This is a genomic window from Algoriphagus resistens (genome assembly GCF_001442615.1).
In the GTDB taxonomy this organism is placed as follows: domain Bacteria; phylum Bacteroidota; class Bacteroidia; order Cytophagales; family Cyclobacteriaceae; genus Algoriphagus; species Algoriphagus resistens.
The window spans coordinates 159,980-174,352 of record NZ_LMXN01000011.1 but is presented as its reverse complement, the minus strand read 5'-3'; the positions used below and the strand labels follow the sequence as shown (position 1 = coordinate 174,352).

The 14,373-nt window shown below is 42.1% G+C and carries 12 protein-coding genes; 8 read left to right on the top strand and 4 right to left on the bottom strand.

Annotated features, from left to right (window positions below; translation table 11 throughout):
• Nucleotides 1-7: 7 nt before the first annotated feature.
• Nucleotides 8-1,129 (bottom strand): DUF4271 domain-containing protein, encoded by a 1,122-nt coding sequence (locus AS141_RS18325; RefSeq protein ID WP_057939147.1) that lies wholly within the window; start codon nucleotides 1,127-1,129, stop codon nucleotides 8-10.
• A gap of 2 nt (nucleotides 1,130-1,131) precedes the next feature.
• The gene (locus AS141_RS18320; protein WP_198293580.1) at nucleotides 1,132-2,820 is read right to left on the bottom strand and encodes a POTRA domain-containing protein; all 1,689 of its coding nucleotides are present in this window, start codon (nucleotides 2,818-2,820) and stop codon (nucleotides 1,132-1,134) included.
• Between the two features lie 61 nt (nucleotides 2,821-2,881).
• On the opposite strand from AS141_RS18320, the gene hemW reads away from it, so the two are divergent.
• The 7 genes from hemW to AS141_RS18285 all read left to right on the top strand — a co-directional run bounded on the left by hemW (nucleotide 2,882) and on the right by AS141_RS18285 (nucleotide 10,787).
• Nucleotides 2,882-4,003 carry a radical SAM family heme chaperone HemW gene (gene hemW, locus AS141_RS18315; RefSeq protein WP_057939145.1) on the top strand — a complete coding sequence of 374 codons (1,122 nt, stop codon included), beginning with the start codon at nucleotides 2,882-2,884 and terminating at the stop codon, nucleotides 4,001-4,003.
• Nucleotides 4,004-4,017: 14 nt separating this feature from the next.
• Nucleotides 4,018-4,329, top strand: coding sequence for a DUF721 domain-containing protein (locus AS141_RS18310; protein ID WP_057939144.1), 312 nt, complete (start codon nucleotides 4,018-4,020; stop codon nucleotides 4,327-4,329).
• 122 nt (nucleotides 4,330-4,451) lie between these two features.
• Nucleotides 4,452-6,530 (top strand): GAF domain-containing SpoIIE family protein phosphatase, encoded by a 2,079-nt coding sequence (locus tag AS141_RS18305; protein WP_057939143.1) that lies wholly within the window; start codon nucleotides 4,452-4,454, stop codon nucleotides 6,528-6,530.
• 3 nt (nucleotides 6,531-6,533) lie between these two features.
• Complete coding sequence (locus AS141_RS18300; RefSeq protein WP_057939142.1) at nucleotides 6,534-6,866, top strand: STAS domain-containing protein; 333 nt, start codon at nucleotides 6,534-6,536, stop codon at nucleotides 6,864-6,866.
• Between the two features lies 1 nt (nucleotide 6,867).
• Complete coding sequence (locus tag AS141_RS18295; protein WP_057939141.1) at nucleotides 6,868-7,281, top strand: ATP-binding protein; 414 nt, start codon at nucleotides 6,868-6,870, stop codon at nucleotides 7,279-7,281.
• A gap of 87 nt (nucleotides 7,282-7,368) precedes the next feature.
• Nucleotides 7,369-9,369, top strand: a complete 2,001-nt coding sequence (locus AS141_RS18290; protein ID WP_057939140.1) for a peptidylprolyl isomerase — start codon at nucleotides 7,369-7,371, stop codon at nucleotides 9,367-9,369.
• A 53-nt stretch (nucleotides 9,370-9,422) separates the two neighbouring features.
• Complete coding sequence (locus AS141_RS18285) at nucleotides 9,423-10,787, top strand: peptidylprolyl isomerase (protein ID WP_057939139.1); 1,365 nt, start codon at nucleotides 9,423-9,425, stop codon at nucleotides 10,785-10,787.
• Between the two features lie 65 nt (nucleotides 10,788-10,852).
• Here the strand turns inward: AS141_RS18285 and AS141_RS18280 are convergent, their stop codons facing one another.
• Together AS141_RS18280 and AS141_RS18275 are read right to left on the bottom strand one after the other, a co-directional pair.
• On the bottom strand, nucleotides 10,853-11,170 hold the full coding sequence (locus AS141_RS18280) for a hypothetical protein (protein WP_057939138.1): 318 nt from the start codon (nucleotides 11,168-11,170) through the stop codon (nucleotides 10,853-10,855).
• 91 nt (nucleotides 11,171-11,261) lie between these two features.
• Nucleotides 11,262-13,052 (bottom strand): ABC transporter ATP-binding protein, encoded by a 1,791-nt coding sequence (locus AS141_RS18275; protein ID WP_057939187.1) that lies wholly within the window; start codon nucleotides 13,050-13,052, stop codon nucleotides 11,262-11,264.
• 146 nt (nucleotides 13,053-13,198) lie between these two features.
• Between AS141_RS18275 and AS141_RS18270 the strand changes: the two genes are divergently transcribed.
• Nucleotides 13,199-14,299, top strand: a complete 1,101-nt coding sequence (locus tag AS141_RS18270) for a Glu/Leu/Phe/Val dehydrogenase dimerization domain-containing protein (protein ID WP_057939137.1) — start codon at nucleotides 13,199-13,201, stop codon at nucleotides 14,297-14,299.
• Nucleotides 14,300-14,373 lie beyond the last annotated feature (74 nt).

The following is a 14,373-nucleotide window of genomic DNA, read 5'->3' as shown; positions in this document are numbered from 1 at the left end:
ACCGAGATTAATACCCCACATCAAGCACCAATTTGGCCAAGATTAAAAAGGGCACTAATTCCGCGATGCAAAGGTAAGTAAATAAATGGTATTTCTTAAAACCCAGTTTATTCACCATAATCAAAAACAGCCCAAGAACCCCTAGGATATACACCCAGAAAAAAGCTGTAAATGAGAATTCTAACGCCGTTTTAATAGCGTAGAAATCATTTAGCAAAAAAAACGCGGATACCAATATCAATCCAATAGTTGCAATTGCAACCAGGCGTAGCAAATAAAAGAAATGAGGGAATTCTAATTTCCCCAAATCAAATAAGAAGGACAAAATTTTAATAGCCGTAAATTTGAGAATAGTGAGCAATAAAAGAAAAAAAGCACCCCCTAACCATAATGCCATTAACGCAGTAAAGCTAAGCTCTATCCTTGATACCAGCCATTCTTGGCGGAAGACTACCATACCAGTTACCAGCGATAGCGACAAAAGCATATTTACTATAAACACATAAAACAAAATATCTACGGAAAAAAACTTCTGCAAGCTCCCTATTTCAGAAAAATCTTCTGCAGTCAGCAGCGAAATAGGCTTTATCATCATAGAGAAAATGAAAGGATAAGCCAGTTTGTAGAGTCCTATTAGCAATAGGGAAATCAGCAATCCAACCCCAAAGAAATCACGGATAGTTTGCCTGTCAAACTTCCGCTTTTCCATAGGGAATCCCACCTCACCTGTACTGTTGTCTGAGGACTCAGCCTGCAAAATTTTCCTCACCCCTGCCTGATCTGCAGAAATCCCATTTTTAAAAACTGTAAGATTCGTCTTATCACCTGAAAATTCTTTTTTGAAATCCTCCACCCGCTCTACAAATGCGGTATCCTGGTCAGTGAAAAACCAGAGCTTTTCCCCCACAAACACGACCGAATGATCTGGGAACTTAAATGAAAAATAAGCCAATGGAAACGTTTCAAGATCTAAGTCAAGCATCAGTCGGTCATTGGAGCTGAACCATGTCTCCCGCTCTCCCTCTTGCCAATTTGGATTATAATCTTCCAAAACCTGAGAAAAGGCAGGCTGACAGAGGCCAACTAGTAGAAATAGGGTAATTATTGACTTGCTGATCAATTTTTTCATATTCAAAATCTGGCTAGGTAGCCAAAATGTATCCTAGAATAGGAGAATTGTAAAGGTTGCAAATTAGATTTTCCGACTCCGTAGATAAACCGAAACACTCCCGAGCCTGTATCCAGATTGATTCCCGCGCCAAAAGAGACGGGCTTATCAATAGCTGCTGCAAAGTACGGGTTTTCCAGAATCCCAAAGTCAAGAAACCCCATGAGAAATGAGTTTTCTCCAAAAAAAAGCCGCTGCTCCATATTTATGTAGCCATAAGACTGCGCATAAAAGAAATTTTCATTGAAGCCACGGATACTCTTCAATCCTCCTAATCGAAACAAATCATTCAACAAGAGATTTTGATTTTGGATGAAAGCCGCGCTTCCCCTAATCCACATCCCAAAGCCTGGCCGGACGAAAATATGTGTTTGAATCTCCCCCTTTCCCAAGTACTGGGGATTGTCCTTATCCAAATTCAAATAAACCTCAGTAGGAAACCCCGTGTTTTCCAGAATTCTCTTATTCCCCAAACCAAATTCACCACTTACCAAAAATCCCCTTCTCGGGAAATCAGGGGAGTCCAGTTTATCCCAGGCCCAACCTAAGCCATACTGATTCCACCGATAATCTGCTACATCCGGAAGCTCCGTCACATCACCAAAAGCTTCCGTACTCAAAATATCACTCGCTTGTCTAACTGTAAAAAAGCGCAGGTAACTTTTTGTGCTCAGATGATAGCCAAAATCCAAACTTAAGTACCTATTCAAAAAAGTGGAATCCTGCTTGAGTAAATTAAATCCTACCCGGATATCCAATGGGGAGTTAAACAAAAATGATTCTTTGGCAGAGATGTCCAAAGACTGTGTTTCTACGTTCAGGCGCTGCCAGTGCACCGCCACATCTCTTCCTACTCCACCCAGATGGTATAGCTCCAAATCCAGCTGCCCTGTTATAAGCATTTTGCCGGGCTCATTTGCATTAGGCAACAGCCCAATTATCCCATCCAGTACATTGGTATTTCTATCACGTAACGTAAATGTCGGCTGAGCCTTTTTGATCTGAAAATCGACTATGGGGGAGCGTGTCTGCTCAAAATAAGGAGAGCGGCTGAGCGCCTGATTTGCCTCATCGAGCTGCTTTTGTGAAAAAGGCTGTCCAGGCCGGATTCCCGTTATATTCTGTACATACCTTGCCTGCGTTTTAGTAGCCCCGGCTACTTTCACACTATCCCAATGTATGAGCGGACCAGCATCATAGGCAAAAACGGCAGAAAGCGCGTTGCCATTTCGCCGGATGCTGTCAAGTTTTATTTGAGCAAATGGAAAGCCGCTATTCTCGGCTCCATTGATCACATTGCGCATCCAATCTGATGCTGAGGAATATGCACGGGTAATAGGGCGCAGATTCTGATACAGTGCTTTTGGCACATTCCCTTCGGATATTGACTCCCAATAGTATTTCTTCCCGCACATGATCTGCACCTGCAAAGAATCACGGGATATTGATTCCCTTTTCACAGAAAGACCGAGGTACCCTTCTTTTTGAAAAGAATTCTGAACAGAATCGAGGTACTTATCACGGGCTATTTTAGAGGTAAAGGCTACCCAGTCGACATAGTGCTGGGGATCATCAGTTGACCACTTTATCCAATAGTTATTCTGGGCTTCGCAAATCAATCCTCCGGCAAAGAAAAAAAAGAAGTATGCCAAAAAAGAGGTTTTCAAAGGACTGAGTCGGATTGGTTATATTTGCAAAATAATACAATTCACTTTGGCTGGCATATATATACACGTTCCATTTTGTAGGCAGGCTTGCAATTATTGCGATTTTCATTTTAGCACCAATCTGGCAACCATGGATCGGATGGCCGCAATGATCTGTCGTGAATTGGAATTACGATCCGAATACCTTCAAAATAAAAAGGTAGAAACTATCTATTTTGGTGGGGGAACCCCCTCCCTTTTACCTCCAAAACTGATTGAAAAAATCCTAAACCAGATTTCAAAAACGTACAATTCGGATTGGCAGGAAGTGACATTGGAGGCAAACCCGGACAATTTGAATGGAGGGAATTTAAGTTCGTGGAAAAGTCTGGGCATAGATCGACTAAGTCTGGGAATTCAGAGTTTCGATGAGAAAGTCCTGACTTTCTACAATCGTGCGCATTCTGCGGCAGAATCCAGATCAGCGATAACGAAAGCAAGAAAAGCAGGATTTGGGAAATTCAGTCTGGATTTGATTTACGGTTACCCACAGGCAAACCACGAATTGTGGACCCGGGATTTATCCGAAGCTCTCTCCCAGGATCCGGGACATCTTTCCAGCTATGCCCTCACGGTAGAACCCAAAACTGCGCTGGGCAACTGGACTGAAAAAGGGAAATTCCTGCCGGCTGATGAGGATTTTGTAGCGGAGCAATTTGAAATTCTTCAGGAACAAACCGATAGAGCCGGCTATATTCAATATGAAGTGTCTAACTTCGGCAAGCCCGGGCAATTCGCTTTGCACAATACAAACTACTGGAAAGGCATCCCCTATTTGGGAGTGGGGCCAAGCGCCCATTCTTTTGATGGGAAAAACAGGGGCGTAAATCCTTCTAACAACCCGCGCTATCTGAAATGCTTGGAGAGTGGAGCTATTCCATTTACAGTGGACAATCTATCCGAGGAGGAACGGTTAAACGAATATATACTTACGGGATTGAGGACGTTGTGGGGAATAGACTTTCGGGTTATCCAAAAAGAATTTGGGGAAAACCTCCTTTTCTCCAAAAAAGCCATTTTAGCTCAGATGGATTCTGAGGGGTGGCTCATTTGGAAGGATAAAAACCTATCTTTGAGCAAAAGCGGAAAACTCCTTGCAGATAGTATTGCAGCGGCACTTTTCGTTTGAGATCAGCAAACAATATGAGTACAGACGGATATTTCAGCAGAAAAAAGGAAGTAGCACCACTTGAGTCAGCATTCAATGATCTACTCAAAGCATACAGATTAGAAGGTAAATTCAGAGAAAAATCATTGGTTCATGATTGGTCGCTTTTAGTGGGTAAAACCATTGCAGACCGAACAACCTCCGTATTTATCCGAGACAAAAAACTTTTTGTCAAACTAAGCTCAGGACCAATTAAGAAGGAATTACTAATGAATAAAAGTAAAGTACTTGCGCTAATCGATAAGGAGTATGGCACCGGAGTCATTGTGGATTTGGTATGTATGTAAAAGCTCTTGGGGATACACTTCCAGCCTTGTCGATTTAGGCTTTTTAACATCCCCCCGTAGTTTGTACTAATACACCATCATAATTTTCCAATCCGAATGAGTATTATTGTGGAAGCACATCCATGATCAAACTACCACCAATCCATATCGGAAAACTAAGCTTGTTGCTCGCCATCCTGGTATGGCTTGCCCTGCTATTTGTGAATCTGGTAAGGCTTGTCGGAATTCTCAATCAGATGGATCCCGGTATTGCTATCGAATTCACCTGGATTCTGCAGACCTTATTTTTCATAACCATTTATGGTTTTTATAAGCATTCGATCACAAAAAGTACCCAAAGTGATTTTCTCAATTTAATATGGAGAGGAGCATCTACCGGGATTTTTGCAGTGGCGATTTATATAATCATTGAATTGTTTTATGGTTCTCTGGGTGAAAGTAAGCTTGCCAAGGACCCATTTCTTGAAACCTTCTTCTATCACGTACATTTCGGCCTGGTGACGATATTTCTAGTATCTACATCACTTTTGTGGCAACACCTTATACTTTACCAAAAAACTAAACGCGTAGTAAAACAATGGCAAGCTTACGAGATAGCTATGTTATTAGCCATGTTTTTAGTATTTTTTGACAGAGGTGCCAATGAGTATCCTTTCTTTTTTGGCTTGGTTCTGTTGGGGATACTAGCGATAATCCTGTCGACTAACTTAAAATGGATTCCTTACCTGACTTTCAAAGAAAAGTGGAAATCCCTGCTTTTCCTTTCTGTCATTATCGCTTCAGTAGGCTATCTCATCTGGCGCACATTTGTACGTGAAGATCAATGGGTTTATCCTATAAATCTTACCGGGAGTTTATTTCTGATTTCTCTGTTCTGGTTTGTGTTAATCTATGCGGTTCTCAGTTTTCTGGTAACTCTTTTCAATCTTCCCACTTCTTCAGTTTTTGAGCAAAAACTCACCGAAGCGATCAATTTTCAACGCTTGAGCCAATCCATACAGCCTGAAGAAAATGAAGAGCAAGTCCTGGATATTCTAATGGATTCCTGTATGAGTGCAGCATATGCTGACGCTGCCTGGTTGGCAATGACCAGCGAGGAATTCCCAGACGGTATTTTCCAGGAGCGCTTTATAGACCGAAAGACCAGAGAAGAGATCTCGGATCTGATCCAGCAGCGTAAGCCTGCCCAAGAATGGGCTGCTGAAAAGCGCCTGGACAATCTGAGTCCTTTGACCCTCAGGCTAGATCATCCTAAATTTGAATCCGTCCTCTTGGTACCTTTGGTAATCAATAAATCCATAATAGGAAAAATCGTGCTTTGTAAAGAAGTCAAGGATGGATTCAACAAAGAAATGCTTAACATCATCAGCACTTTTGGCAGACAGGCGTGTATTGCGGTAGAAAATCATCGGTTGCTCAACCAGGCAATTTTAAACGAACGCTATCAAGAGGAATTGAAAATAGCCCAACGTGTACAGAAATCGCTGCTCCCAACCAGATTGGATCACAATCAATTCTTTGATATCTGTGCCTACTCCAATGCGGCAGATGAGGTGGGAGGGGATTATTACGATACGTATAAACTGGATGAGGATCGCTATGTGCTCATTATTGGAGATGTGTCAGGGAAGGGAACTTCTGCGGCATTTCATATGTCTCAGATGAAAGGTATTTTCCAAAGTCTTATCCAGCTGAATCTCAGCCCAGCGGATTTTATGATCAAGGCTAATGCTGCATTGGGTAAATGCCTGGAAAAAAACCATTTCATCACTGCGTCGATTTTCATCATCAATACTGCGAAACAAACCATCTGTCATTCACGTGCCGGTCATGTCCCAACGCTTTTTCATCAGGTAAAAGAAAACAAAGCTGACTATTTAGAGATAGATGGCCTGGGTTTGGGTATTTTAAGAAACATGCACTATGAAAAACACGTTGTGGAAAAGACATTCACCTATCAGTCAGGTGACGTACTAGTTCTATTCACAGATGGTATAGTAGAAGCTAAAAATGAAAAATCCCATCAATTCGGTTATGAGCGCATCAAAACCTTATTAGAAGTTTATCACAAACAAAACCCACCAGAAATCCAGTCTAAAATCATTGATTCCTTACATGCCTTCGTCGGCGGTAACGGATTGATAGATGATGATTATTCGATTATGGTGGTGAAATTTGCCGAACAAAATAAAGAAAGCTAGAAAATGCTAAAGATAGAAAACCAAGAAGAAAATGGACACAATATATTGCTGCTTAAAGGTGAAGTGGATGCCAGCAACTCGGTAATACTCGATGAGGCAATCACCCAACTGGTTACCAATGGAAGCAAGTCTATTTTGGTGGATGGCGCAGGTCTGGAATACATTTCCTCAGCGGGCTTGGGTGTATTCATGTCTTATCTGGAGGATTTTCAGGAAAAAGAAATTGACATGAAAATCTATTCACTCTCTGACCGCGTTTTTGAAGTATTTAAGATTTTGGGATTAGATCAGCTTATCCGTATTTATCCTGATAAGAAAACAGCATTGCTTGCCTGAGATGGAACATCAGATGAAGATATCCTGTCAAACTACAGCACTTTCTGAGCTGCGGGTCTTTCTAAAAAAGACGCTGGGGCAACTGCATATGTCTGACATTGACCAACACCAGATCACACTGGCAGTGGAAGAGGTATGTGCCAATCTGATCATCCACTCCCACAAGTGCAATGCGCTTGACTATATCCAGCTCAAAATCAAACAAAATACCGGCAAATTGATTTTTGAAATTACCGATGAAGGTAAAGCCTTTAATATGCTCGATTATGAAGTTCCTGACCTTGATAAAGTAAAAGGAGAAAAGAGAAAAGGTGGTTTAGGCATAATTTTGGTCAAGAAGATAATGGATGAAATCGAGTTCGAGTCCAGCAAAGGCACAAATACCTGTCGGCTGATCAAATGGTTTCAATCCTAATTCTTGTTAAATGCTTAGTATTCGGGGCATTTGACTTGAATTCCTAATAAATTTGTAAAATTGCATTCATATTCTGCCATTTAACGCATGACAAACCGAACCATTTCGGCCCTTATATTTACCTTCCTCCTAACATTTGAGCCTTTCACGTCAGCGATTGCCTTTGTACAGGCCTCTGAACAGGATGACCCCTTATTGACTATAGGGGATAAGACGGTAGATAAGGATGAGTTGATCTATTTACTATCGAGAGGCAATAAATCTGAATCCGGTACACCGGGAATGTCCAGAGAAGAATTTGATGAGAACCTTGATCTTTTCATCAATTACAAACTAAAGGTCCGCGAGGCGGAAGCCAAAGGGTTAGATCATACAGAAGAATTCATCAGAGAATTTGAATCCTTCCGCGAAAACATCAAGGCTCCCTTCCTAATCCGAAATTCATTGGAAGAAGGCGAACTGAGAAAGGCCTACTCCAGGATGCAGGAAATTATCCGGGCCAGTCATATCCTTCTTCAATTTCCCCCAAATGCCACTAAGGAAGATAGCTTGATCGTACTTCGCATGGCCTTGAAAATTGAAGATGAAATTAAAAAAGGCGGCAATATCACTGAGCTTGCGGTAGAATATTCGGATGATCCTTCTGCTCAGGTGAACAAAGGGGATCTTGGCTACTTTACAGCGCTCCAGATGGTTCAGCCTTTCGAGGATGCTGCTTTCTCACTTCAGCCCGGGCAAGTTTCGTCTCCGGTCCTGACCAACTTTGGTTACCATATTATTAATGTAAAAGATCGCCAGCCCAATCCCGGCCAAGTGCGCGTGTCACATATTTTGGTAAGAATAGATGAGACCAATGCTAATGGTGAAGATCTAGCCAAGCGCAAAGTCGCCGATATCTACAATGAAATCCAGAAGGAAAATACTGTCTGGGAGGATATTGTAAAAAACTATTCAGAAGACCCTGCGAGCAGTCAGAAAGGTGGAATACTGCCTTGGTTTCGTGTTGGGTCGATGATTCCGGAATTTGAAATGGCAGCATTTTCATTGACTGAATTAGGCGAAGTATCTCCTCCTGTCCGAACAAAATACGGCTACCATATTTTAAGATTAGAGGATAAAAAACCTGTGGAAAGCTTTGAATCCATGGAAGAGAGCATCCGCTCGAGAATCTTAAGAGATTCCCGCTCCACGATGATCCAGTCACAGGTAATGGCTATTCAGAAATCCCGCTACAATTTCGATGAACACGAAGTCAACATAGCCAAATTAAGGGGGGAATTAAACAATATTGCCGAGGATGAATTTGCTCAGACTCTTTCAGAAAAAAATCTGGTCAGTGATCAATTATTTACGCTGATGGGCAAAAGTTTCACTGCCCAGAACCTTGCAGATTTTATGGCTGAAGAAGAGATCACACTAAAGAATAAGACAGGAACATTTGATGCCTGGTACGAGCGCTTTGCGGCATTCGAATTAAATAAGGCAGAAGAAGCTGATTTGGAGGCAAACAATAAGGAATATCAAATGCTTTTGAAAGAGTATAGAGATGGAATCCTGCTTTTCTCCCTTATGAATGAGGAAGTATGGCAAAAAGGCCTCTTGGATACGGTGTCGCAAAAAGCATTTTATGAAAAGAACATCCAAAATTACCAGTGGAAAGGCCGAGTAAATGCCTACATCGTTAAAATCCTTGACATGACCCAATTGGACGCCGCCCGTAAACTCCTTCAAGGTAATCCTCTTTCAGCTGAACTTATCTCTTCTTTTGAGAGCAGTTATGAAAGCTCCAATTCTTTGGCCTACCAAACAGAAACAGGCAACATCGAATACAGCGAACATCCTGTATTGTCTAAAGCTGACATGAATATGGACTATCAAGAGCTTGAGGCAAACGGGCATTTGCATATCGTAATCTTGGGAGAAAAGACCAACCCGGGACCAAAAAAATTCGAAGAAACACGTGGGTTGATTATACGGGATTACCAGGAGCATCTGGATAAAACCCTCGTGGAATCACTGCGTAAAAAATATCCGGTCAATATCAACCCTAAAGCGAAGGAGGAAACTTTCATAGCTTTGAATCAATAATAATCCACCCTAGAAAACCGCCATCAAAGTATCAAAAGACGGAAAAAAAATCCATGAAATTGCTAAACCAACTTACGTTCACCCTAATTGCCAGTCTGCTGTTCACCGCATCATTTGCACAAGAAGCTGCCCAGACAGGACAGGTTCTTGACAAAATTGTGGCTAAAGTGGACAACTATATCTTACTCGAATCAGATGTACAGAAAGCGTACTTAGAGGCATTATCACAAAATCAGCAGGGGCAAGTGGCTCCTACCCGCTGTCAGGTATTTGAATCCTTAATGATCAATAAATTGATGGTAGCCAAAGCGGAAGTTGATTCGGTGATCGTCACAGATGCAGAAGTGATGCTTCAGACAGACCAACGATTCAATATGGTCATGCAACAATTTGGAGGCGATGAGGAGACGCTTGTACAAGCGTATGGAAAGACTTCTGACCAACTTAAGGCTGAGATAGAGGATGTAATCAAAGAACAACTGATTGTACAACGAATGAGAACGCAGATCACTGAAGGACTGACTGTTTCCCCAAACGATGTGAAACAGTTTTTCAACAGCATCCCTACAGACTCTTTACCCTTGTTCACTTCTGAGGCAACAGTAGGCCAAATCGTGATAAAACCTGAAGTAAATTCTCAAACAAAACAGGATGTCTACGATCAGCTTGTCCAATTCAAAAAAGACATTGGGGAAGGGAAAGCTGACTTTGCAGATTTAGCCAGAAAATATTCTGAAGATCCCGGATCAGCGGCCAATGGAGGGGACCTGGGTTTTTCAACCAAGGGACAAATGGTCCCTGAATATGAAGGCGCGGCTTTGGGCCTTAAGCCAGGAGAAATTTCTGATCCTATAGAAACAGATTATGGGTTTCATATCATACAATTGTTGGAAATCAAAAACAACACCTATAATACCCGACATATATTAATGTCCCCTAAAGCCACCTCTGAAGATGTTGAAAAAGCTGAAAGATACCTTGATAGCCTAAAAACAGAAATTCAGGCGGGCAGATTAGATTTCGCCAAAGCCGCCAAAGACTTCTCTGATGACAGAAGCACTTCCGACAATGGTGGTTTTTTTACCGACCCATCCACCAATTCGAGCCGTCTTTCCCTGCGTACACTTGAGGATCCTCTTCTTTTCTTTACTATAGATACTATGCAGGTCGGCGATATCACCAAGCCCATGCAGTTTGATGATCCCAGAGAAGGAAAGAAAGTCCGAATTCTCTACTACAAGGCTAAGTATCCTGCTCACCGGGCGAATATGGAGGATGATTATGAAAAACTCAAAGCGGCCACTCTTCGCAAAAAAGAAGAGGATTTACTTAGTAAATGGTTTATAACAGCGAAGGAGGATATATTCATTGATCTGGATCCCTCTTATGACCGATGTAATGCACTCGCAGAAAAATAACGAAAATGCCCGGGAAAATTTTCCCGGGCATTTTCTCTTTTATCAGAAATTCGCTATCCAACTCGTTATTTCTTGCGAAAAAGTGTCTTAAATGCCAGTGCAATCTGTTTCAATCCTTCTTTAAACAAGCCCTTTGATTCTTCCAGTTTCGGCTTGAGATCATCCTTACGCTCGTTATACTCACGTTCAAGAATCTCTTTGCCTTTTCTAAACTCCGCTTCCAGGGTAGTCTTGTTCTCCTTTAGGTCTTTGATCTTCTTTTCGATTTCGTCCTTAGCATCCAATCCTGCTTCAGCGCCCTTTTTGACAAGCTCTTCTATTTTATCACCAATTTCTTTAAGGACTTTTTCAATGTCTTGGGTGGTGGATTTCTTTTCTTCCATGGCTGCAGCTATTTAGATAAACTGATACCCACCAAGTTAACTACTTTTCCTGAAAGCTACTTTACTTGATCAGGAATATGAACTGTAAAATCTAATTTTCAATAGATTCGCCGGCTTGGGTCTGCTTCTCATAAAGCTCAGCATAAACTCCTTTTTGCTTCATGAGCGAGGCATGATTTCCACGTTCTATTACTTTACCGTCGTCCAGCACGATGATCTGGTCTGCAAGTTTGGCAGAAGATACCCGATGGGAAATAATAATGGAAGTACGGTTTTGCATGATATTCTTAAGCGCCGTCAAGATCACATTTTCGGTTTTAGTATCTACTGCAGAAAGGCAATCATCCAGAATGAGAATCTTAGGTTCCTTCGCTATCGCCCGTGCAATTGATACGCGCTGCTTCTGGCCTCCGGAAAGCGTAATTCCCCGCTCTCCCAGCATAGTTTCAAATCCTTTGGGGAATTCCACGATATTCTGATACACATCAGCATCTTTCGCCGCCTGCTCAATAATTTTAGGATCCGGTTTTTCTATACCGAAAGCAATGTTATTCCCGATACTGTCTGAAAACAAGAAAACATCCTGAGGGACATAACCGATCTGTCTGCGCAGGTTAGAGATATCAAATGCATCTATGGGCTTTCCATCAATCTTGATCACACCGGATGTAGGGTCGTACATGCGCATCAATAGATTGGCTATTGTGGATTTCCCAGAACCAGTGGTACCTATGATTCCCAATGTCTGCCCTTCTTTGATTTGGAAGCTTATATCCTTAAGGGCATAAATCCCAGAATCCGGATATTCAAATGACACATGCTCAACTTCCACAGTTCCCTGGATATCTATTTTGATATTTGCTGTACTCAGTATATCATTCTTTTCGTCCAGAAACTCATTGATCCTAGTCTGGGAGGCTGCCGCCCGTTGCACAATACTTGTCACCCATCCCAAAGATGTTACAGGCCAGGTCAGTATATTTACATACAGAATAAATTCCGCAATTACCCCATAACCTATTTCTCCGCTGATCACCTGAAGGCCTCCTGCATAGACAGTAACGATGGTAGAGATTCCTACCAAAGCCATTATTATGGGAAAGAATAAAGCATTCACCCGGGTCAGGCTAATAGACTTAACCTTATAGTCTTCACTTGCCGTCGCAAAGTCGTTTGCACTGTCACTTTCCCTGACGAAAGCTTTAAGCACACGTATTCCCGAAAAAGCTTCCTGTACAAATGTGCTCAAGCCGCTTAAGCTTCGTTGGATTTTCTCAGACCGCTCATTGATCATATTATTCACATAATAGATGCTCAGAGAAAGTACCGGTAGCGGCAAAAGCACATATAAGGTCAGCATTGGATTGACCGTGATCATGTAAGAGATCACCAGCGGAAAAAGAATCAACAGATTCAAACCATACATAATAGCAGGTCCAAGGTACATGCGGACACGACTTACATCCTCTGTGATCCTGGCCATCAAATCCCCCGTACTATTTTTTCTATAGAAACTCAGCGGCAGTTTTTGATAGTGTTCATAGATCTCATTTTTCATATCATATTCCACTTTTCTGGACATGATAATGAGTGTCTGCCGGATAAAAAACAAGAAAATCCCCCTCAGCAAAGCCATCGCCAGGATCAAGACGCCAAATACCACAACAAATTTCAGGAAAATATCCTGTGCTTGTTCTCCCATTCCACCCTGTGCCAAAGGCTGATAAACAGAAAAACTTTCAACCACATAATCTATTGCAAGCCGAACCAGTTGCGCGGGAATAATTACGAAAATATTTGATATCACCGTAAATAGTATCCCTAAAAGGATCAAACCCTTGTATTTGTACAGATACTTATTGAGTCTCCAAAGTGGTTTCACCAAATAAAAATTTTAAAATGAAGGAAATAGATTAGGAAAACTGGGTATATTAATCCTTTGAAGGCCAATAAAAGCATTTAATTTTGTATCGGCTATTTTCACAAAGGAGTACCCAAATATAACACATTCTAAAAAGCTAAGTTCATATGTTAGAGATTAAAGCTACCGAAACCGTACGTGAAGGTTCAATCTTTGGCCAAATCACCACGATGGATCACGAACAATTGGTGATCTGCCACGATGAAGCCACCGGCCTCAAGGCATTGATCGGGATTCACAACACCACTTTGGGCCCCGCATTAGGTGGCACCCGTATGTGGCCTTATACTTCTGAAGAAGAAGCGATTACAGATGTTCTTCGTCTTTCTAGGGGAATGACCTTCAAAAATGCCCTTGCCGGATTGAATCTTGGCGGGGGAAAAGCAGTGATTTTGGGTGATCCAAAATTGAAAAATGAAGCCTTCCTTAGGCGGTTCGGCAGGTTTGTCCAAAGCCTTGGCGGCAGGTACGTGACTGCTGAGGACGTAAATATGAACACTTCTGACATGGAATTCATAGGGATGGAAACCCGCCATGTCACAGGTCTTCCAGAAATCAAGGGGGGTGGTGGAGATCCTTCACCAGTCACGGCGTATGGTGTATATATGGGGATAAAAGCCGCCGCAAAGAAAGCATTTGGCTCAGAATCCCTCGAAGGGAAACGAATCGGTGTACAGGGAGTAGGGCAGGTAGGCAAATACCTGATTGAGCACCTGATCAAAGAAGGGGCCAATGTATTGGTAACAGACATCTTTGAGGACAAGCTATTGGCAGTGGCAAAAGCCACTGGGGCCCAGGTAGTGGATCCGAATGTAATTTATGACCTGGAGATGGACATTTACTCACCCTGTGCACTGGGTGCCACAATCAACGATCAGACCATCGACCGATTGAAATGTGCCGTAATAGCGGGTGGTGCCAACAACCAACTCAAGGATGAAGCAAGGCATGGTAGAATCCTGGTAGAAAAAGGGATTGTGTACGCTCCAGACTTCCTGATCAACGCAGGGGGCGTAATTAATGTAGGTGCTGAGTACTTTGGCGGCTATGACCGGGAAACCGTTTACAAGCAGACTGAGAAAATCTATGATACGTGTTTGGGTATTTTGAATAAATCTGAAAAAGAAAATATCCCGGCGCAACAAGCTGCCATTGAGACTGCAAAAGCAAGGATTGAAGCAATCGGAAAAGTGAAGCTCTCTTTTTAAGCAATAGAAAATCTATTTTAAAACCACCGGGAATAGCTTTCGGTGGTTTTTTTGTCCCATCCAACTAGGTGATA